The sequence below is a fragment of the Mycobacterium sp. 050272 genome, from assembly GCF_039023525.1.
In the GTDB taxonomy this organism is placed as follows: Bacteria; Actinomycetota; Actinomycetes; order Mycobacteriales; family Mycobacteriaceae; genus Mycobacterium.
Genome location: NZ_JBCHKV010000005.1, coordinates 214778 through 235287, shown reverse-complemented (window position 1 = coordinate 235287; position 20510 = coordinate 214778). Strand labels below are relative to the sequence as shown.

The following is a 20510-nucleotide window of genomic DNA, read 5'->3' as shown; positions in this document are numbered from 1 at the left end:
CGTGACTGAAACCAATGCCAGCGCCCGGCTCGACGAAAGGCGCTTGGAGTTGTTGCGCCGCAAGCTCGCTGAGCGCGGCCTGACCCGGGCCGATGCCGAGGGGCCGGTGACGACCGTCGACGAGCCGCGCATGTCCGGTGGCCAGCACCGGATGTGGTTCGTACAGTCGGTCGACCCCGACAGCGCGCTGCTCAACGTCTGTGTCTCGTACCGGGTCAGCGGCACGGTCGACGTAGCGCGGCTGGGGGATGCCGTCAACGCCGTGGCCGCGCGGCATCAAGTGCTGCACACGACCTACGAGACCGACGCCGACGGCTTGCCGTATCCGGTGGTCCGCGAAGACCTTCGGCCGGATTGGACCGAGCACGATCTGTCGGATCTGTCCGATCAGTCGCGGCGGTTGCGCCTGGACGTGCTGGCGCAGCGGGACTTCTGCCGCCCCTTCGACCTGGCCAAGGATGCGCCGCTGCGGGTCACCGTGGCACGCTTGTCGGCCGAAGAACTGATGCTGCTGTTCACCGCCCACCACATCGCGTGGGACGACGGGTCTTGGGCGCCGTTCTTCGCCGATCTGACGCACGCCTACACCGACCCGGACGGATTTGCCGCCGCGCCGGCCGCACCGACCCCCGCGGTCGAGCCGGCCTTCGCCGACGCCGCGAGCCATCACCAGGACGCGGACTACTGGCGTCCTCTGATCGCGAACCTGCCGGAGCCACTTGAGCTTCCGGGGCCCAACGGTTCGGTGGTACCCAGCACCTGGCGTGCGCAGCGCGCGACGACGCGGTTGTCTGCCGACCTGGTTGATCGGGTTGCGGAATTGGCTAAGCAAACCGGCGCCACCCCGTACATGGTGTTGATGTCAGCCTTCGCGGCACTGGTCCAGCGCTACACGCAGTCGAGCGATTTTCTGGTCGCTGTCCCGGTGCTCAATCGCGGCGTCGGGACCGAGGATGCCATTGGCTACTACGGCAACACCGTGGTGATTCGGCTCCAACCGCACTCCCGCCTGACATTCCGCGAACTGCTCGCCCAGACGCGCGACAGCGCCGTGGGAGCCTTCGCGCATTCACGCGCCGACCTGGATTGGCTGGTGCGCGAATCCAATCCCGATCGCCGCCACGGAGCGGACCGGATGACCCGGGTGAGCTTCGGACAGCGAGACGCCGATGGCGCCGGCTTCTGTCCCCCGGGGGTGCGGTGCGCGCGCGCCGAGTTGCGCGGTCACTTCAACCAGCTGCCACTGAGTCTCATGGTCGAGCTGGAGCGATCGGGGAACGGCGGCGGGCTGCTCGAGGCCGAGTACCTCGTGGAGGTGCTCGATCGCCCGCTGGTCGAACAGCTGCTGCGACACTACGTCGTCTTGCTGGACAGCGCGCTGAGCAACCCCGACGCGACGCTGTCGGCATGCGCGCTGATGAGCGGCGAAGACGCCGAATGGCTGCGCCGAGTGTCGACGGGACAAGAGTTCACGACTGCGGCGGCCACGTTGCCGGAGTTGGTCAGTCGGCGCGCGAGTGGGGCGCCCGACGCCATCGCGGTCGGCTACGAAGGCCGCAATTACAGCTACCGGGAGATTGACGAAGAGTCCAACCGGGTGGCGCACTGGCTCATCGAACAAGGGATCGGCACCGAGGACCGGGTCGCGCTACTGCTGGACAAGTCGCCCGAACTCGTCATCACGGCACTGGGCATCCTCAAAGCCGGTGGGGTCTACCTGCCGGTGGATCCCACCTACCCGCAGGATCGCATCGCGTTCATCCTCGGGGATGCCGACGCCAAACTGGTTCTGCGCGAACCGGTTACCGGTCTATCGAATTACCCGGTGAGCGCGCCCGAGCCGATTCGGCCACTGAGCCCGCACAACACGGCCTACCTGATCTACACCTCCGGCTCGACCGGGCTGCCCAAGGGTGTTCCCGTTCCGCACGCGCCGATCGCCGAGTACTTCGTCTGGTTCGGCGACGAATACCAGGTCGACGCAACGGAATCGCTGCTGCAGGTCGCCTCGCCCAGCTTCGACGTGTCGATGGGCGAGATCTTCGGCACGTTGATCATGGGCGCGCGACTGGTTATTCCGCGGCCCGACGGGCTGCGCGACATCGGCTACCTGACCGATCTGCTCAGCCGCGAAGGCATCACCTCGATGCACTTCGTGCCTTCACTGCTCGGGCTGTTTCTCTCCCTGCCCGGCGTCAACCGATGGCGTACCCTGCGGCGGGTCCCGATCGGCGGCGAGGCCTTGCCGGGCGAGATCGCCGACAAGTTCCATGCCACCTTCGATGCGCTGCTGTACAACTTCTACGGACCGACCGAGACCGTCGTCAACTGCACCAGCTACCCCGTGCAGGGCACCCAAGGCACCCGCATCGTGCCGATCGGACGGCCGAAGATCAACACCCAGGTGTATCTGCTCGACGATGCGCTACAGCCGGTCCCGGTCGGCGTGATCGGCGAAATCTACATCGCCGGAACGCATGTCGCGCACGGATATCACCGCAGGCCGGCACTGACGGCCGAACGCTTCGTCGCCGACCCGAACACCGCGGGCGGGCGGATGTATCGCTCCGGTGACCTGGCTCGCCGCAACGCCGACGGAGACATCGAATTCGTCGGCCGCGCGGACGAGCAGGTAAAGATCCGCGGCTTCCGTATCGAGCTCGGTGAAATCGCCGCCGCCATCTCGGTGGACCCCAGCGTCGGGCAAGCGGTGGTGCTCGCCGTGGATCTGCCCCGACTGGGCAAGAGCCTGGTCGGCTATGTGACCCCGGCACCGGACTGCGGCACCGAATCCGTTGACGTCGAACGCATCCGGGCCCGGGTGGCCGCCGCTTTGCCGGACTATATGACGCCGGCCGGCTATGTGGTGCTCGACGAGATCCCGATCACCGCGCACGGCAAGATCGACCGCGTCGCGCTGCCGCAACCGGAGATCGCCGCCGCCGCCGAATATCGCGACCCGACGACGCCCACCGAACGTCGCATCGCCGCGCTGTTCGCCACGCTGCTCGGCCACGACCGAGTGGGTGTCGACGACTCGTTCTTCGATTTGGGCGGCCACTCGCTGGTGGCCACCAGGCTGGTCACCGCGATCCGCTCGGATTGCGGTGTGGAGCTTGGTATCCGCGATGTGTTCGAGCTGGGGACGGTGGGCCGGCTGGCCGAGCGGGTCGACCAGCTCGGGTCCGGCGAGCTCGTCGAGTCTCGGCCCAAGCTGATCGCCACCGCGCACGACGAACCGTTGCCGCTGTCGGCATCGCAGCTGCGCAGCTGGTTCGCCTACCGCATCGACGGGCCCAGCTGGGTCAACAACATTCCGTTCGCCGCGCGACTGAGCGGGCCGTGGGATATCGAGGCGCTGATCGCCGCTATCGGCGACGTCGTCGCGCGTCATGAAATCCTGCGCACCAGCTACGTCGAAATCGACGGCGTGCCCTATCAAGTGGTCAATCCGGCCGGTACTGTGGCGATCCGCCGCGCGTCCTTCGACGGCGCCGGTCAGGACAGCGTGGCCTGGCTGCAAGAACAGCTGGACCAAGAGCGTCAGCACTGCTTCGAGCTGGACGCCGAACGGCCGATCCGGGTTGCGTTGCTGCGCACCGGTATCCGGGGCGAGTATGTGATGTCGTTCGTGGTCCACCACATCGCCTCCGACCACTGGTCCGCGGGCGTGCTGTTCACCGATGTGCTCACCGCGTACCGGGCCCGCCGCAGCGGGGAGGTTCCGTCCTGGGCACCGCTTCCGGTGCAGTATGCCGACTATGCGGCATGGCAGAGCGCGTTCCTGGGTGACTCCGGCGGCCAGGAGTCCGCCATCGCCGCCGAACAGCGCCAGTACTGGACCCGCCAGCTGGCCGGGATGCCAGAGGACACCGGGTTACGGCCGGACTTCGCCCGCCAGCCGGTGCCCAGCGGCGCGGGTGAATCCGTCGCGTTCCGCATCGACTCGGCCACCCGCGCCAAGCTCGCCGAGTTGTGCCGCGAGGTGGGCATCACCGAATTCATGCTGCTGCAAACGGCCGTCGCCGTGGTGCTGCACAAGGCCGGCGGCGGTGTGGACATTCCGTTGGGCACCCCGGTGGCCGGGCGTACCGAGGCCGAATTGGACCAGCTGATCGGCTTTTTCGTCAACATCCTGGTGTTGCGCAACGACCTGGACGGCAACCCGACGCTGCGCGAGGCGCTGGCCCGGGCGCGCGAGACGGCGCTGGCCGCCTACGCCCATCAGGATCTACCGTTCGACCGGGTGGTCGACAGCGTGAGCCCGGTGCGTTCGCTGTCGCGCAACCCGCTGTTCCAGGTCGTCGTGCACGTGCGCGATCACCTGCCGGCCACCCGGGTCATCGATTCGGGACCCGCCGCCGGTGACGGCGAGGACACGGTGTGCACCTCGCTGGACCCGGTCTTCGACATGGCGCACGCCGACCTCAGCGTCAACTTTCTGGGCACCGACGGTACTGACGGCGCCGGATACGACTGCGACGTCATCTACCGCACCGAGCTGTACAGTCGGTCGACGATCGAGCGATTGGCCGGCTGGCTGGCGCGGATCATCAACGAGTTCGCCGAGAACGTCGACCAAACCCTGCGCGACGTTGCGGTGATCGACGGCAACGAGCAGCACCGCATCCTCGACGAGTGGAGCCGCGGTGCCCCGGCGCCACCCGACCGACCCCGTACCATTCCGGAGTTGCTCGCTCCCAGCCGCAATTGGGGATCCGACCGGATTGCGGTGCGCTGCGGCAGCGAGCAGCTCGATTATCCCGCGCTGCACCGCCGTTCGGACAACCTGGCGGCGCTGCTCGCCGAACACGGAGTGGCACCGGGGTCACTGGTCGGGCTCTCGACACGGCGCGGCATCGACATGGTGGTGGCGCTGCTGGCCATCATGAAAGCCGGTGGTGGATACTTCCCGATCGATCCCGGCTATCCGCTGGCACGCAAGCAATTCATGCTCGACGACGTGGTGCCGCCGGTGGTACTGGCGACGGCCGAGGCAGCGGCCAGCACGCCGGAAGTGCCTGGGGTAAAGGTCATTTCGCTGGACGATCCGCAGGTGCGCACGACGGTGGAGAACGGCACGGCTGACCCCGACCTACCGGTACCGCATCCTGACGACCCGATGTATTTGGTGTTCACGTCCGGCTCGACCGGCAAGCCCAAGGGTGCGGTGGGCACGCATCGATCGATGTCGGCCCGACTGGATTGGCAGCTGCGGCACTACCCGCCCTGCGCCAGCGACATTCGTTTGGCTCAGGCCTCGATCACCTTCCTCGAGGGCGGTATGGAGATGCTGGCCGGCTTGGCGGCCGGGGCCACGATGATTCTCGCCGACGACGCCGAGCACCGGGACGCCGAAGCACTGGCGGCGCTGATGGATCGGCATTCGGTGGCGCAGGTGACCGCGGTGCCCAGCCTGGTTTCCGCGCTGGTGGACATCCGGCCCGATGTGGTGCGATCCCTGTCGCGGCTGGTGTGCGGTGGCGAGCCGGTGAGCACGTCGCTGTTGGAGCGCCTGGTAGCCGCGTGCGCGGGCAATACGGATATCCAGCTGTTGAACAATATCGGCTCCACCGAGACCTCCGGTGCGGTGTCGCGCGGGCCGCTTACTTTGCCGAATCCGCTGGTGGGCAAGCCGGTCCCGGGTAGTGATGCCTACCTGCTCGATGACGGTCTGCGCCCGGTGCCGGTGGGTGTGATCGGTGAACTGTATTACGCCGGCGACCAGCTGGCCCGTGGCTATTGGAAGCGGCCCGGCCTGACCGCGACGCGGTTCATCGCCAATCCCTATGCGGCCAAACCTGGTTCGCGGCTGTATCGCAGTGGTGACCTGGCCCGGTGGACCGAGGACGGCCAACTGGAGTTCGTCGGCCGGGCCGACCATCAGGTTCACGTGCGGGGCTTCCGCGTCGAGCTGGCCGAGGTCGAGTCCGCATTGGCGGCCGTCGACGGCGTCGCCGCCGCGGCGGCCCGTACCTGGGAGGTGCGCGGAGGTCTCTCGCTGGCCGGATACGTTGTACCGCAACGGTCGATCGTCGACGATGCCGAAAAGGCGGCCTTCGCGGCCGCGGTGCGCGCCGCGATCGCGATAACGCTACCCGGCTACATGATGCCCTCGTCGCTGACGGTGCTGGACGCGATGCCCAAGACCGACTCGGGCAAGCTGAACCGGCCCGGGCTGCCGAAGCCGGCGGTCAGCACCGGCGGACAGATCGAACCGGCGCGTACCGACACCGAACGGGCGCTGGCCAAGGTATTCGCCGAACTGCTCTGCACGCCGGAGGTCGGCCGCCACGACAACTTCTTCGCCCTCGGCGGCGACAGCATCCTGTCGGTTCAGCTGTCCTCGCGGGCCCGCGCGGCCGGTCTGGCGGTCAGCCCGCGCATGGTCTTCGAGCATCCGACCGTAGCGCAGTTGGCCGCCGCCCTGGATGCTGTGGGCGACAGCGAGGCCGACACCGGGCAGGCGGATGCGCCGGCCGATGCCCGCTTCGAGCCGATGGCCGTGTCCGGACTGTCGGCCGACGACCTGGCCGCCGTGTCGCAGCTGTGGGCGTCGTCACGCGACGGAACGTCATGACCGCTACCAAAACCGATGTCGCACCCGACATCGAGGACGTGATGGCGTTGAGTCCCCTGCAAGAGGGCCTGTATTCGCTGAGCGCGCTCACCGAATTCGTCGAAGGCGAAGCGGCCGACGACCCCTACATGATCGGTATGGCCGCGGACATCACCGGCGTACTCGACGTCGAGCTGTTACGTGACTGTGCGACAAAGATGTTGGTCCGGCACCCGAACCTGCGGGCCAGCTTCTTCAGTCGGGGCATCGCGCGCCCGGTGCAGATCGTGCCGTCCCGAGTCGAGTTGCCGTGGCGACGTGTCACGGCCACACCCGGCGAACTACCGGCGCTGGAGGTTGGCGAACGCCGGCGACCGTTCGATCTGGAACGCGGGCCGGCCATCCGTTTCCTGCTGATTGAATTGCCCGGTCCACAATGGCGTTTGGTGATCACGGCCCACCACATCGTGATCGACGGATGGTCGTTGCCGGTGTTCGTCAACGAGATGATGATCCTGTACGCGGCCGGGGGAGACCCCGCGGCGCTGCCCGTGGCGCCGCGACCGTACCGGGACTACATCGGGTGGCTCGCGAGCCGCGATCCGCAGGCCAGCCAACAGGTTTGGCGCCAGCACCTGGCCGGCCTGGCCGGTCCCACCCTGCTGGCCGCCGCGCTCGGCTCGACCGGGGCGGCCGAGGGCCGGCCGGCCGGCCTGCCGCGCACCACCGAACTGCGGCTGGCGCCCGAAGTCGCCGACCGCCTCGTCGATGGCGCCCGGTCGCGCGGCATCACCGTCAACACCCTGATGCAAATGGCGTGGGCCCTGGTGTTGTCGCGGCTGACCGACACCCACGACGTGGTCTTCGGCGTCACCGTCTCCGGCCGCCCGCCCGAGCTTGCCGGTGTCGAGACGATGATCGGCCTGTTCATCAACACCGTGCCGATGCGGGTACAACTGGACCCGGCCGCCGGCGTGGGCGATCAATGCCGCGCCGTGCAGCGCGATGCCGCGCTGCTGCGCGAACACGGCTATCTCGGGCACGCACAGCTGCGCGCGCTGGGCGGGGTGGGCGAGATGTTCGACACCCTGCTGGTCTACGAGAACTTCCCGATGGACGGGCTGGTCGCCGGCGGCGAATTGACCGCGGGTGCTGCAACATTCCGGCCGTCCGCGCTGGAGAGCCTGTCACACTTCCCGATCGCGATCGCCGCCCACCTGGAAGGCCGCGATCTGGTGGTGCTGGTCGAGGTGGTGGACGGCGCGCTGGGTGTCGCCTCCGCCGAGCGGCTGGGCTGGCGGGTGATGGCCACCGCCGAGCGACTGCTGCAGGGCTGGGATCGGCCATTGCGTGAGGTCAGCGTGCTCTTCGACGACGAGGCCGTCACGGCCACCGGCGCAGCGCCTGCGCCCGCGGCCGGCATCCACACCCGGTTCGCCGCGATCGCGGCGACAACACCCGATCACGTCGCGGTCAGCTGGGCGGGCGGCACGCTGAGCTATCGCGAGCTCGACGGTCGCGCTAATGGGCTGGCCGCCCGGCTCGCCGAGCGCGGGGTGAGGTCCGAAACCCCAGTGGCCATAAAGCTTGTCCGCGGCCCGGAGTACATCATCGCGATGCTCGCGGTGCTCAAGGCCGGCGGGATGTGCGTGCCGATGGAGCCGGGGCTGCCGCCCGAGCGGGTGGAATCGATTCTGCGCCAAACCGGGGCGTCGATCGTCGTCGACGAAGACCTGATGCGGGCCGGCGAGGCCCGCGACTTCCGCGCCGTCGAGGTACCCCCCGGGCAGGCCGCGTACGTCGTCTTCACCTCGGGAACTACGGGAGAACCCAAGGGCGTCATCGGAACTCACGCGGCCGTCGGCGCGTATGCCGACGATCATCTGGACAGCGTGTTGCGGCCGGCGGCCGCCCGGCTGGGCCGTCCGCTGCGCATCGCGCACGCGTGGTCGTTCGCGTTCGATGCCGCGTGGCAGCCCCTGGTCGCGCTGCTCGACGGCCACGGCGTGCACGTCGTCGACGAGCGGACCCAGACCGACGCCGAGGCCCTGGTCGCCGCGATCGCCGCGCACGGCGTCGACATGATCGACACCACGCCGTCGATGTTCGCCCAACTCGCCGCCTGCGGATTGCTGACGACGGTTCCGCTGGCGGTATTGGCGCTGGGCGGGGAAGCGCTGGGTAAGTCCGCGTGGACCCTGATCCGCAACGAGTGCGCACGAACCCGGTTGCGCGCGTACAACTGCTACGGCCCGACCGAGACCACGGTCGAGGCGGTGGTGGCCGCGATCGCGGAGTACGACGAGCCGTCGATCGGACGCCCGACTCACTGCACCCGCGGGTACGTGCTCGACTCCGGACTGCGTCCGGTGCCCGTCGGGGCGACCGGCGAGCTCTACCTGGCCGGCGCGCAGTTGGCCCGCGGCTATCTGGGCCGTCCGGGAGAGACCAGCCACCGCTTCGTTGCCGATCCATTCGCCGCCGGCGAGCGGATGTACCGCACCGGCGACGTGGTGCGCCGGGGTATCGACGGCTCGCTGCAGTACGTGGGGCGCGCCGACGCGCAGGTGAAGATTCGCGGCTATCGGGTCGAGCCGGGTGAGATCGCTGCCGCGCTCGAGTCGCACCCCGCGGTCCGGCACGCCGGTGTTCTGGTGCGGCGCCTGCAGACCGGAGCGCGGCTGACCGCCTACGTGGTGAGCTCGGACGGGCACACACCGCCGACCGCGCAGCTGCGCGCCATGCTCGCTACCCGGTTGCCGCGCTACATGATTCCGCAACGCATCATCGGGGTCGACGAAATCCCGTTGACCGCCAACGGGAAACTCGACGAAGCCGCGCTGAGCGCAGTCGATGCGGCCGACACCGCGAGCACCGCCGTTGCCGAGCCCGAAACGCCGACGGAAACCGCACTGGCAGAAGTGCTTTCGGAGCTGCTACACCTGCCTCGGGTCGACGTCGCCGTGGACTTCTTACAGCTGGGCCTGGACAGCATCATGGCGTTGTCAGTGGTGCAGGCGGCGCGGGCGCGGGGTCTGGCATTGCGTGCCAGGCTGATCCTCGACTGCGTCAACATCCGGGAATTGGCGGAGGCCATCGACTCCGAGAGTGCCTCTGCCGCGAGCAATATCGAAGAATCAGCCGGTCCGATACCGGTGCTGCCCAACGGCCGCTGGCTCTACGAATACGGCCAACCCCGTCGGCTGGCGCAGACCGAAGCCGTCCGGCTGCCCGCCGACGTCAGGCCCGAACACCTGGATGCCGCGCTGGCGAGCATCGTCGCCGGGCACGAAGTGCTGCGCACGCGACTGGACCGCGCCACGATGACCCTGGTTCCGGCCGAGGCCACCGTGACTCTTGTCGACGAGATAGCCGTGTCCGGCGATCTGCCGGCCGTCGTCCCCGGACACGTCGCGGCGGCCGTCGAACGTCTCGATCCCGAGCGCGGGGTGCTGCTGGCCGCGGTCTGGCTTCGCCCCCCGACCGGACCGAGCGTTCTGCTCCTGGTCGCCCACGTGTTGGCCATGGATCCGGCGTCGTGGCGGGTCGTTCTCGGCGAATTGGACACCGCGCTGCGGGCTTTGGCCACCGGCCATTCGCCCGCGCCGATTCGGGAGCACACCAGTTACCGGCGCTGGGCAGAGGCGCTAACCGAGCGTGCTGAGAAGTTGGACACCACGGGATTCTGGGCGGCGCAGCTCGAAGGGGACGATCCCAATCTCGGTGCCCGACGGGTGGATCCGAATCGCGACCGAGCCGGCGATCTGATCGTCCGGATGGTCGCCGCCAATGCGGACACCACCCACCGGCTCCTGGATTCCGGGCTGCCGCTGCCGCATCTGCTGGTGGCCGCCACCGCGGCGATGGTGACACGCTGGCGCCAGCAGAGAAACCAGGCCACGCCGCCGCCACTGCTGGCGCTGGAAACCCATGGTCGCGCAGACAGTTTGGTGGACGACACCACCGACACCGGCGACACGATCGGACTGCTCAGTTCGATCTATCCGGTGCGGGTGTGCTCCGCCGACCCGCGGCAGGTCGGGGAGCAATTGGCGGCCATTCCGGGCGACGGACTCGATTACGGCCTGCTGCGCTACCTGCGCACCGACACCGCTGAACGGCTGGCCCCGCTGCCCGGTCCGCAGGTCCTGCTGAACTACCTGGGCGCGGCCCACACCGGCGGCGGCACCGTGCTGAAGCTGGAGCGCGAACTGCTGGCCGGGGTCTCGCCGCAGCCGGAGCCGGATCTGGCGGTGCGCCACGAGCTCACAATCATGGCCACCGTGCTGCCCTTCGATTCCCAGCGTGTTCTGGCCGCGCAGTGGCGCGCGTTGCCCGGCATTCTCGATGACACGGAAATCTCTGCGTTGCAACAACTTTGGATCGAAGCACTGCGGGAGGTGGTGACATGAGCACCCTGGCCATCCTCGGCGCCGGCGCCAAGGCGGTGGCGGTGGCCGCCAAGGCCAAGGCATTGCGTGACATGGGCGTCGAAGTTCCCGACGTGATCGCTGTCGAACGCACCGGCGTCGGAGCGAACTGGCAAGCGAGCGGCGGCTGGACCGACGGGGCGCACCGGCTCGGAACCAGCCCGGAAAAAGATGTCGGCTTTCCCTATCGGTCGGCGTTGGTGCCGCGCCGCAACGGCGAGCTCGACGAGCTGATGACCCGGTACAGCTGGCAGTCCTATCTGATCGCGACCGCGTCGTTCGCCGAGTGGATCGACCGCGGCAGACCCGCTCCGCCGCATCGCAAATGGAGCGAATACCTGGGCTGGGTCGCCGACCAGGTCGGCATGCATGTGGTGCACGGCGAGGTCGACGGGCTCGGCATCGCCGGCGACCGCTGGGCGCTGCACACCCGCGAGAGGACCGTGCACGCGGACGCGTTGATGATTACCGGGCCAGGTCAGGCCGAGAAGTCGCTGTTGCCCGGCAACCCGCGCATGATGTCGATCGCGCAGTTCTGGGATCGCGCCGCCGGACACGACCGGATCAACGCCGAGCGGGTCGCGGTGATCGGCGGCGGCGAGACGGCCGCCTCGATGCTCAACGAGCTTTTCCGGCACCGGGTTTCGACGATCACGGTCATCTCGCCGCAGGTGACGTTGTTCACGCGGGGCGAAAGCTTCTTTGAGAACTCGTTGTTCTCCGACCCCACCGACTGGACCGCCCTTACGCTGGATGAGCGCCGCGACGCGCTGGCCCGCACCGACCGCGGTGTCTTCTCGGCGAATGTGCAGGAAGCGCTGCTGGCCGACGACCGCATCCACCACCTGCGCGGCCGGGTCGCCCACGCGGTGGGCCGCGACGGGCAGATCCGGCTGACGCTGTCCACCAACCGGTTCAGCGAGAACCTGGAGACGGTGCACGGATTCGATCTCGTCATCGACGGCTCGGGCGCGGACGCGCTCTGGTTCACCTCACTGTTCAGCCAGGACGCGCTCGATCTGCTCGAGCTGGGTCTGGGTGGACCGCTGGCGTCCGATCGCCTGCAGGAGGGGATCGGCTACGACCTGTCGGTCAGCGACGTCGCCCCGAAGCTGTTTCTGCCTAACCTGTCCGGCCTCACCCAGGGGCCCGGTTTTCCGAACCTGAGCTGTCTGGGCCTGTTGTCGGACCGGGTTTTGGGGTCCTGGGTCGGTCCGGCGGCTGGTCTGTCCCGATTCCCGACGATGGTGGAGAAGCGATGAGTACTAACCCGTTCGACGACGACAACGGCACCTTCTTCGTGCTGGTCAACGATGAACAACAGCACAGCCTGTGGCCGGTGTTCAGCGACGTCCCAACGGGCTGGCGGGTGGTCTTCGGCGAAGCGACCCGCGCCGAATGCCTGGATTATGTCGAACAAAACTGGCCCGACATCCGTCCGAAGAGCCTGCGTGACTCCCTCTCCGGGAGCCGTTCGGCGGGTTAGCCGCGAAGCACAAATTCTGGGCTGCTACACAGGTTGCGCACAGATTAGTCCGTGTGATCCCGCGTAGCATCTGTCACAAGGTGCACAACCACACCATCTACACCAGGTGGGGGTGTGGGGTGACATTCCGTCACGTCGTTGCACGTCGAAGGGGGAACCATGAAATCTCTGAAAGCCATTCTCACGGGCGTGGCAGCCCTGGGCGCCGTCGGCGCCGCGGCCACCGGCGTCACCTCGGGCGCCTCCATTCCGGCGGTGAGCGCGGTGCAGCTGGCCGCCTTCGGTGCCCCGCTGCCGCAGGACCCACCGTCGGTGCCGGCTCCCGCCGTCGACGTTCCGACCGCCGACCAGCTGACCGGGCTGCTCAACACCCTCGCCGACCCGAGTGTGTCGTTCTCGAACAAGGGCAACCTGGTCGAAGGCGGCGTCAGCGGCACCGTGGCCCACATCGCGGACAAGAAGCTGCAGAAGGCGGCCAAGAACGGCGACCTGCCGTTGTCGTTCACCATCACCAACATTGCGCCGGCCGCCCCGGGATCGGTCACGGCGGATGTGGCGGTTTCGGGCCCCAAGCTGACGAACCCGGTGATGCAGAACGTCACGTTCGTCAACCAGGGCAGCTGGATGTTGTCGCGCTCGTCGGCGATGGAGCTGCTGCAAGCCGCCGGGCAGTGAGTAGCATCCGTCAGGTTGGTCTGGACCGGGCCTTTAAAGGGGGAAATGTGAAATCCGTAGCTATGAGCGCGGCGGCGCTGGCCGTCATCGGCGGCGCCGCCGTCGGCATCGCTGCTGTGGCAGCGCCCATGACTGAGGTGCGGCTGGCCGCGGTGGGTGCGCCGTTGGCACCACTGCCCCAGGAACCCCCGCCTCCTCCCGCGCCTGCGCCGGTGGTGCCGGGCCAGCAGCTGCCGACGGCCGAGCAGTTGACCAACCTGTGCATCCAGGCCACCGATCCTGGCGTGGGCTACTCCGTGAAGGTCGGCCTGGTCGAGAACGGCATCAATCCCGATGAGGGCCACGTTGCCGACCACGACCTGCGTAAGGCCTACCGCAACGGCAACTTCCCGGAGACGTTCACCGTGACGAACATCGTCCCGGCCGGGCCCAATACGGCCGCCGCGCAGGTGGCCATCGCGGGCCCGAAGTTCGCCGGGCCGGTCAACAAGCAACTGGTGTTCGTCCAACAGGGTGGCAACTGGGTGCTACAACACGACGCCGCACTGGCGTTGTTGCAGGCTGCGACCGCCGTCAACTAGTCGCGCATCGCTTTCGCGACGCGCTCCGGGTCGGCCAGGACGTCGATGGCGGCGACCAGGCCGTCGCGGACCACGAAAGCCATGATCGCGGTGGGCCGGCCGGTCACGAACACGACCGCGCCGGCCGCACCGTTGATGGTTGCCGCACGGACCTCGCGCTCGGCGGAAGCGTAGCCGCGGGCCAGCTGGGCCACCGACGACGCTCCCTCGGCGCGGAAAAGCCCTGCGCCGGAACCGAAGTCACCCCGCAGCACGACGTCGGGATGCAGCACCGACACCAGCCGGTCGAAGTCACCCGAGCGCCCGGCCGCGAAGAAGGCGTCGACCGCTTCGCGCTGCGCGGTGATGCCGACGTCGGGCAGCGGGTCCGCGTCCCGGATTCGACGGCGTGCGCGGCTCGCCAGCTTGCGGGTCGCTTCCGGGGTGCGCTCGACAATGGGTGCTATCTGCTCGAACGGGACGGTGAAGACGTCGTGCAGCACGAACGCCAGCCGCTCCGCCGGCGCCAGGGTGTCCAGCACGACGAACAACGCCAGCCCCACCGCGTCGGCCAGCATCGCGCGATGTTCGGGGTCGAACTCGCCCTGGGTGTCCACGATCGGATCGGGCAGCTGCGCGAAGAGTTCCTCGCGATGCCGACCGTGGCGGTCGCGCAAGGTGTTCAAGCAGATGCGGGCCACCACGGTGGTCAGCCACGCATCCAGGTTGACGATGTCCTCGGCGGAGCTGCCGTTCAGCCGTAGCCAGGCTTCCTGCACGGCGTCCTGCGCATCGTCGATCGAACCCAGCATCCGGTAGGCGATGGCGCCGAGCTGCGGCCGGACCGCCTCGAAACGTGCCGTCAGTGCAGCCGTCACGCGCGACCGGATTCGGGCAGGGCGCACACCCGGTTGCCGGAGAAGCCGGACGAGCCGATGCCGAGCGCGACATTGAACCGGGCACGCAGATTGCCCAGGTTGATGACGTGGGTCAGGGCGACCAGCTGCGGGGTGTCGAAGTGGGCGCGCAGCGCGTCGAACAGCTCGTCGGTCACCTCGACGGGGGTCCGGCTCATCGCCGTGGCGTACTGCAGGATCAGCTTGTCGACGTCGTCGAAGCACGCGGCGTCGCGGTAATCGGCCATGCCCAGCAGTTCTTCGTCGGTGATGCCCCACTGGCGGGCGATCTGCGAGCCGAGGTCGATGCAGTACTCGCAGCGCACCGTCGTCGCCGCCTTCAGCTCGGCCAGTGCGCGGTGGCGCGGGCGCAGGATGTCCAGCTTCGATTCGGCCATTTCCAGCTTCCCGATGGCGCTGAGCAATGCGGGGACGTGGGCATACATCCGCAGCGGCTCGAGCATGCCGGCCGTTTCCAGTCCGGCCATTCGCCCGAGCTGGCGCTTGGTGAAGAAGAAGGCGATCTTGGCGCCCAGACCGGCGTCGCGGTCGGAGACTCCCTGCAGCCGGGACATGGCGAACCTCCCGAATAGTCCTAGTGCGGACCCGATTTGGGCCTCACTAGGTCGACACCCGGCGACGCCCGAATGTGACCGGGCTAGTGCCCGAACGTCGAACCCGGTCCCTGGGTCTGCTGGCTCAGCGGCACATCCATGTCGTATACCCGGGCATGGAACACGGTGCGATTCCGCAGCGCGGCTTGGACCGCGCGATGCAGGCCGTCCTCGAGGTAGATGATGCCTTTCCACCGCACCGCATGCGGGAAAAGATCGCCGTAAAAGGTGGAGTCTTCGGAGAGCAGCCGGTCCAGCGCCAGGACCGTCGTCGTGGTGACCAATTCGTCGAGCCGGATCTGCTGCGGGGGTATCTGGGACCAGTCCCGGTAAGAGAGCCCGTGTTCCGGGTAGGGCTTGCCTTCTCGTACGCCCTTGAAAATCATTGGTTGATCTTCTCCGATGCGTCGTCGAGGCCCTGCGGATACCTGCTGAACAGGCTAGCCGCAAAGTTGTCGGACGTGCGCGGCTGACGCTCGCGCAGCGAGGTCAGCGCGTCGTATGAGACCGTAAAATGGACGCGATCAAGGAGGTAGCAACCGATGGGCAGTGCTGACGAGCGTCGCTTCGAGGTACTGCGCGCCATCGTCGCCGACTTCGTCGCGACCAAGGAGCCCATCGGGTCGAAGTCGCTCGTGGAGCGCCACAATCTCGGCGTGTCCAGCGCTACCATCCGCAACGACATGGCGGTGCTGGAGGCCGAGGGCTACATCACCCAGCCGCACACCAGCTCCGGGCGGGTGCCCACCGAGAAGGGCTATCGCGAGTTCGTCGACCGGATCGATGACGTCAAGCCGTTGTCGTCGGCGGAGCGGAAGGCGATCCAGAGCTTCCTGGAATCCGGCGTCGACCTCGACGACGTATTGCGCCGGGCGGTGCGGCTGTTGGCTCAGCTGACCCGTCAGGTGGCCGTGGTGCAGTATCCGACGTTGTCGACGTCGACGGTTCGGCATCTGGAGGTGATCGCGTTGACGCCGGCCCGGCTGTTGATGGTGGTCATCACCGAGTCCGGGCGGGTGGATCAGCGCATCGTCGAGCTCGGCGACGTCATCGACGACCATCAGCTCTCGCAGCTGCGCGAGATCCTGGGCCAGGCGCTGGAAGGCAAGAAGCTCTCCGCGGCCTCGGTCGCGGTGGCAGACCTGGCACAGCAGCTGGGCGGCGCCGGCGGGCTGGGCGACGCGATCGGCCGGTCGGCGACGGTGTTGCTGGAGTCGCTGGTGGAGCACACCGAAGAGCGCCTGTTGATGGGCGGCACCGCGAACCTGACCCGCAACTCCGCGGACTTCGGCGGGTCGTTGCGCTCCATCCTGGAGGCACTCGAGGAGCAGGTGGTGGTGCTGCGGTTGCTGGCAGCTCAGCAGGAGGCAGGCAAGGTGACGGTGCGCATCGGCCACGAGACCGCGGTCGAGCAGATGGCGGGCACTTCGATGGTGTCGACCGCGTACGGCACCATGGACACCGTGTACGGCGGGATGGGTGTGCTGGGGCCCACCCGAATGGACTATCCGGGAACTATCGCCAGCGTGGCCGCGGTTGCTCTTTATATTGGCGAAGTCCTGGGTGCTCGATGATCGCGCACCATCAGGTTTTGTGGACAGACGTGGTAAGTCGGCCTTAAAAAGGCCCAGAAAGGTCAGGCGTGGCACGCGACTATTACGGGCTGCTGGGCGTGAGCAAAAACGCCGGCGACGCGGAGATCAAACGCGCATACCGAAAGCTGGCGCGCGAACTGCATCCGGACGTCAACCCTGACGAGGCTGCGCAGGCCAAGTTCAAGGAGATCAGTGCCGCCTACGAAGTACTGAGCGATCCCGAGAAACGCCGGATCGTCGACCTCGGCGGCGATCCGCTGGAGAACGCCGCCGCCGGCGGCGGCTTCGGCGGGTTCGGCGGCCTGGGTGACGTGTTCGAGGCGTTCTTCGGCGGCGGCTTCAGCGGGGGCGGGACGTCGCGCGGTCCGATCGGCCGGGTTCGGCCCGGCTCGGACTCGCTGCTGCGGATGCGGCTCGACCTCGAGGAGTGCGCGACTGGCGTGACCAAACAGGTCACCGTCGACACCGCGGTGCTGTGCGACCGCTGCCAGGGCAAGGGCACCAACGGCGACTCCGCGCCGATCCCCTGTGACACCTGCGGCGGCCGCGGCGAGGTGCAATCGGTGCAGCGCTCGCTGCTGGGCCAGATGGTGACGGCGCGACCGTGTCCCACCTGTCGCGGCGTCGGCGTGGTCATCCCCGACCCGTGCCATCAGTGCATGGGCGACGGCCGGGTGCGGGCCCGTCGCGAGATCAGCGTCAAGATTCCCGCCGGCGTCGGTGACGGCATGCGGGTCAGGCTCGCCGCCCAGGGCGAGGTCGGGCCCGGGGGAGGGCCGGCCGGCGACCTCTACGTCGAGGTGCACGAGCAGACCCACGACATCTTCGTCCGTGACGGCGACGACCTGCACTGCACGGTTTCGGTGCCGATGGTCGACGCTGCCCTCGGCGCCACCCTCAGCGTCAACGCGATCCTCGATGGCACCAGCGAGATCACCATTCCGCCTGGCACACAACCGGGTTCGGTCATCACGCTGCGCGGCCACGGGATGCCGCAGCTGCGCTCGGCGACCCGGGGTGATCTGCACGTCCACGTCGAGGTGGTGGTTCCCACCCGGCTCGACGGCCACGACAGCGAACTGTTGCGCGAGTTGAAGAACCGCCGCAGCCGCGACGTGCCCGAGGTCCGCTCGACGCACGCCGGCGGTGGGCTGTTCAGCCGGCTGCGCGAGACCTTCACCGGGCGCTAGCCACGATCTGAGGGGTCCCCGCAGATGGTGGCGACGCTGTTCTACGTCGAAGCACTGCCCGACGCCGGTGGGGTGGCCGTCGTCGACGGTGACGAGGGATTCCACGCGGCGACGGTGCGCCGGATCCGGTCCGGGGAGGAATTGGTGCTCGGCGACGGCGCCGGAAGCCTGGCCCGCTGCGTGGTCGAACAATCCGGGCGCGACGGCTTACGGGCCCGGGTGCTGGACCGCTGGACCGTCGACCCCGGCACGCCGCCGGTGACGGTGGTGCAGGCGCTGCCCAAATCCGAGCGCTCGGAATTGGCGATCGAATTGGCCACCGAGGCCGGCGCGGATGCGTTCCTGGCCTGGCAGGCGGCCCGCTGCGTGGCCAGCTGGCAGGGCGCCCGCGTCGAGAAGGGGTTGCGCCGCTGGCGTGCGGTAGCCCGGTCGGCGGCCCGGCAATCGCGACGGGCCTACATCCCACCGGTCGACGGGGTGTTGTCGACGGCGGCACTGGTCCAGCGGATCCGCGACGAGGTGGCCACCGGCGCGGCCGTCGCGGTCCTGCACGAGTCGGCGACCGAACGGATCGCGGACGTCGCGGTGGCGGGGGCGAACTCGCTGTTCGTGGTGGTCGGTCCCGAGGGAGGTATCGCCCCGGATGAGCTCGCGTCGCTGATCGACGCCGGCGCCGTCGCGATACGGCTGGGCCCGCAGGTGTTGCGGACTTCGACGGCCGCCGCGGTAGCACTGGGCGCACTCGGCGTGCTCACGGCGCGATGGGAGCAAACCGCCGAGGTCGAGTCGACGGAGCCGCTCGGAGCTGACCAGACGGAGCCCTCGGCGTAGACTGAGACATCCGATCAAACCCTGACGAGCCGAGAAGGCAGGCACCGGAAACCACGTGACGCCACGCGAGACCAACGCTGCTGACGCAGCTAGGGCCCTGCAGGCCGACGCTCAGGTTCGCAGCAGCATCGACATCCCTCCTGATCTCGTCGTGGGCTTGCTGGGTTCGTCGGACGAGAACCTGCGCGCCCTCGAACGCATCCTGGCCGCCGACCTGCATGTTCGCGGCAACGCCGTCACCCTCTCGGGTGAACCGGCCGACGTCGCCCTGGCCGAGCGCGCCCTCTCCGAACTGATCGCGATCGTGGCCAGCGGCCAATCGCTGACCCCGGAGGTGGTGCGCCACAGTGTTGCGATGCTGGTCGGCACCGGCGACGCGTCACCCGCCGAGGTGCTCACCCTCGACATCCTGGCCCGACGCGGCAAGACCATCCGGCCCAAGACGCTGAACCAGAAGCGTTATGTCGACGCCATCGACGCCCACACCATCGTGTTCGGGGTCGGCCCGGCCGGTACCGGCAAGACCTACCTGGCCATGGCCAAGGCAGTCCACGCGCTGCAGTCGAAGCAGGTCAGCCGGATCATCTTGACCCGGCCCGCGGTGGAAGCCGGTGAGCGTCTGGGCTTTTTGCCGGGCACGCTGAGCGAGAAGATCGATCCGTACCTGCGACCGTTGTATGACGCGCTGTACGACATGATGGACCCCGAGCTGATTCCGAAGCTGATGTCCGCCGGGGTCATCGAGGTGGCGCCGCTGGCCTACATGCGGGGACGGACGCTCAACTCCGCGTTCATCGTTCTGGACGAGGCGCAGAACACCACCGCCGAACAGATGAAGATGTTCCTCACGCGGCTTGGCTTCGGGTCCAAGATCGTCGTGACCGGGGACATGACGCAGGTCGACCTGCCGGGCGGCGCCCGGTCCGGGCTGCGGTCGGCCGTCGACATCCTCGATGACGTCGACGACATCTACATCGCCGAGCTGACCAGCGTGGATGTGGTGCGCCATCGGCTCGTTTCGGAGATCGTCGACGCCTATGCGAGGTTTGAGGAACCCGACTCGGGCATGAATCGGGCGGCTCGGCGGGCATCCGGAACCCGAAATCGCCGATGATGGTGCGGTGAGCAGGCCATGACGATCGAGGTGTCCAACGAGTCCGGCATCGACATCTCCGAAGCGGAGTTGGTGAGCGTCGCGCGCTTCGTCATCGCCAAAATGGATGTCAATCCGGGCGCCGAGCTGTCGATGGTGCTGCTGGACACCGCGGCGATGGCCGACCTGCACATGCGGTGGATGGACCTGCCCGGCCCAACCGACGTGATGAGTTTCCCGATGGACGAGCTCGAGCCCGGTGGCCGTCCGGACGCGCCCGAGCCGGGGCCGTCGATGCTGGGCGACATCGTGCTGTGCCCGGAATTCGCCGCCGAGCAGGCCGCGGCGGCGGGCCATAGTCTCGGACAAGAGTTGGCGCTGTTGACGATTCACGGCGTGCTGCACCTGCTCGGCTACGACCACGCCGAGCACGACGAAGAGAAGGAGATGTTCGCCCTGCAGGGGCGGCTTCTCGAAGAGTGGGTAGCCGACCAGGTCGAGGCGTACCACTACGACCGGCAGGACGAGCGAGACCGCCGGTTGCTGGACAAGTCAAGGTATTTCGACAATTGAGCCCTTTG

At 68.1% G+C, this 20510-nt stretch carries 14 protein-coding genes; 11 read left to right on the top strand and 3 right to left on the bottom strand.

Annotation, left to right across the window (positions count from 1 at the left end):
* The first annotated feature begins 1 nt into the window (after position 1).
* From AAHS21_RS13130 to AAHS21_RS13105, 6 genes are all read left to right on the top strand, one after another.
* Positions 2-6580 carry an amino acid adenylation domain-containing protein gene (locus tag AAHS21_RS13130; protein ID WP_342928093.1) on the top strand — a complete coding sequence of 2193 codons (6579 nt, stop codon included), beginning with the start codon at positions 2-4 and terminating at the stop codon, positions 6578-6580.
* Positions 6577-10971, top strand: coding sequence for an amino acid adenylation domain-containing protein (locus tag AAHS21_RS13125; protein WP_342928092.1), 4395 nt, complete (start codon positions 6577-6579; stop codon positions 10969-10971). Before AAHS21_RS13130 ends, AAHS21_RS13125 begins: the two co-directional genes overlap by 4 nt.
* A complete protein-coding gene (gene mbtG / locus AAHS21_RS13120) occupies positions 10968-12251 on the top strand; it encodes an NADPH-dependent L-lysine N(6)-monooxygenase MbtG (RefSeq protein WP_342928091.1) in 1284 nt (427 codons plus the stop codon). The genes AAHS21_RS13125 and mbtG overlap by 4 nt, the downstream gene beginning before the upstream one ends.
* Complete coding sequence (locus AAHS21_RS13115; RefSeq protein ID WP_342928090.1) at positions 12248-12475, top strand: MbtH family protein; 228 nt, start codon at positions 12248-12250, stop codon at positions 12473-12475. The genes mbtG and AAHS21_RS13115 overlap by 4 nt, the downstream gene beginning before the upstream one ends.
* 159 nt (positions 12476-12634) lie before the next feature.
* Positions 12635-13150, top strand: coding sequence for a hypothetical protein (locus AAHS21_RS13110; protein WP_342928089.1), 516 nt, complete (start codon positions 12635-12637; stop codon positions 13148-13150).
* 62 nt (positions 13151-13212) lie between these two features.
* On the top strand, positions 13213-13731 hold the full coding sequence (locus AAHS21_RS13105; RefSeq protein ID WP_342928225.1) for a hypothetical protein: 519 nt from the start codon (positions 13213-13215) through the stop codon (positions 13729-13731).
* Here the strand turns inward: AAHS21_RS13105 and AAHS21_RS13100 are convergent.
* From AAHS21_RS13100 to AAHS21_RS13090, 3 genes are all read right to left on the bottom strand, one after another.
* Complete coding sequence (locus AAHS21_RS13100) at positions 13728-14588, bottom strand: sigma-70 family RNA polymerase sigma factor (protein ID WP_342928088.1); 861 nt, start codon at positions 14586-14588, stop codon at positions 13728-13730. The two genes, AAHS21_RS13105 and AAHS21_RS13100, sit on opposite strands and share 4 nt — an antisense overlap.
* On the bottom strand, positions 14585-15181 hold the full coding sequence (locus AAHS21_RS13095) for a carboxymuconolactone decarboxylase family protein (RefSeq protein WP_342928087.1): 597 nt from the start codon (positions 15179-15181) through the stop codon (positions 14585-14587). Before AAHS21_RS13095 ends, AAHS21_RS13100 begins: the two co-directional genes overlap by 4 nt.
* Before the next feature lie 83 nt (positions 15182-15264).
* The gene (locus AAHS21_RS13090) at positions 15265-15606 is read right to left on the bottom strand and encodes a type II toxin-antitoxin system VapB family antitoxin (RefSeq protein WP_342928086.1); all 342 of its coding nucleotides are present in this window, start codon (positions 15604-15606) and stop codon (positions 15265-15267) included.
* 156 nt (positions 15607-15762) lie between these two features.
* Here AAHS21_RS13090 and hrcA point away from each other — a divergent pair, with 156 nt between their 5' ends.
* The 5 genes from hrcA to ybeY all read left to right on the top strand — a co-directional run bounded on the left by hrcA (position 15763) and on the right by ybeY (position 20502).
* Entirely contained in the window at positions 15763-16794 is a 1032-nt protein-coding gene (gene hrcA, locus AAHS21_RS13085) for a heat-inducible transcriptional repressor HrcA (RefSeq protein ID WP_096289136.1), read from the top strand.
* Positions 16795-16862: 68 nt separating this feature from the next.
* Positions 16863-18005, top strand: a complete 1143-nt coding sequence (gene dnaJ, locus AAHS21_RS13080) for a molecular chaperone DnaJ (protein WP_342928085.1) — start codon at positions 16863-16865, stop codon at positions 18003-18005.
* Between the two features lie 24 nt (positions 18006-18029).
* On the top strand, positions 18030-18836 hold the full coding sequence (locus AAHS21_RS13075) for a 16S rRNA (uracil(1498)-N(3))-methyltransferase (protein WP_342928084.1): 807 nt from the start codon (positions 18030-18032) through the stop codon (positions 18834-18836).
* Positions 18837-18891: 55 nt separating this feature from the next.
* Positions 18892-19950: a PhoH family protein gene (locus AAHS21_RS13070; protein ID WP_342928083.1), complete on the top strand. Its 1059-nt coding sequence runs from the start codon at positions 18892-18894 to the stop codon at positions 19948-19950.
* Positions 19951-19968: 18 nt separating this feature from the next.
* On the top strand, positions 19969-20502 hold the full coding sequence (ybeY, locus tag AAHS21_RS13065; RefSeq protein WP_096289128.1) for an rRNA maturation RNase YbeY: 534 nt from the start codon (positions 19969-19971) through the stop codon (positions 20500-20502).
* The last annotated feature ends 8 nt before the right edge of the window (positions 20503-20510 follow it).

What these genes read in the sequence shown, in the direction of transcription:
- AAHS21_RS13125 (WP_342928092.1), top strand. Translation starts at nt 6,577, where the DNA reads ATGACCGCTACCAAAACCGATGTCGCACCCGACATCGAGGACGTGATG.
- mbtG (WP_342928091.1), top strand. Translation starts at nt 10,968, where the DNA reads ATGAGCACCCTGGCCATCCTCGGCGCCGGCGCCAAGGCGGTGGCGGTG.
- AAHS21_RS13115 (WP_342928090.1), top strand. Translation starts at nt 12,248, where the DNA reads ATGAGTACTAACCCGTTCGACGACGACAACGGCACCTTCTTCGTGCTG.
- AAHS21_RS13110 (WP_342928089.1), top strand. Translation starts at nt 12,635, where the DNA reads ATGAAATCTCTGAAAGCCATTCTCACGGGCGTGGCAGCCCTGGGCGCC.
- AAHS21_RS13105 (WP_342928225.1), top strand. Translation starts at nt 13,213, where the DNA reads ATGAGCGCGGCGGCGCTGGCCGTCATCGGCGGCGCCGCCGTCGGCATC.
- AAHS21_RS13095 (WP_342928087.1), bottom strand. Translation starts at nt 15,181, where the DNA reads ATGTCCCGGCTGCAGGGAGTCTCCGACCGCGACGCCGGTCTGGGCGCC.
- AAHS21_RS13090 (WP_342928086.1), bottom strand. Translation starts at nt 15,606, where the DNA reads ATGATTTTCAAGGGCGTACGAGAAGGCAAGCCCTACCCGGAACACGGG.
- hrcA (WP_096289136.1), top strand. Translation starts at nt 15,763, where the DNA reads ATGGGCAGTGCTGACGAGCGTCGCTTCGAGGTACTGCGCGCCATCGTC.
- AAHS21_RS13075 (WP_342928084.1), top strand. Translation starts at nt 18,030, where the DNA reads ATGGTGGCGACGCTGTTCTACGTCGAAGCACTGCCCGACGCCGGTGGG.
- ybeY (WP_096289128.1), top strand. Translation starts at nt 19,969, where the DNA reads ATGACGATCGAGGTGTCCAACGAGTCCGGCATCGACATCTCCGAAGCG.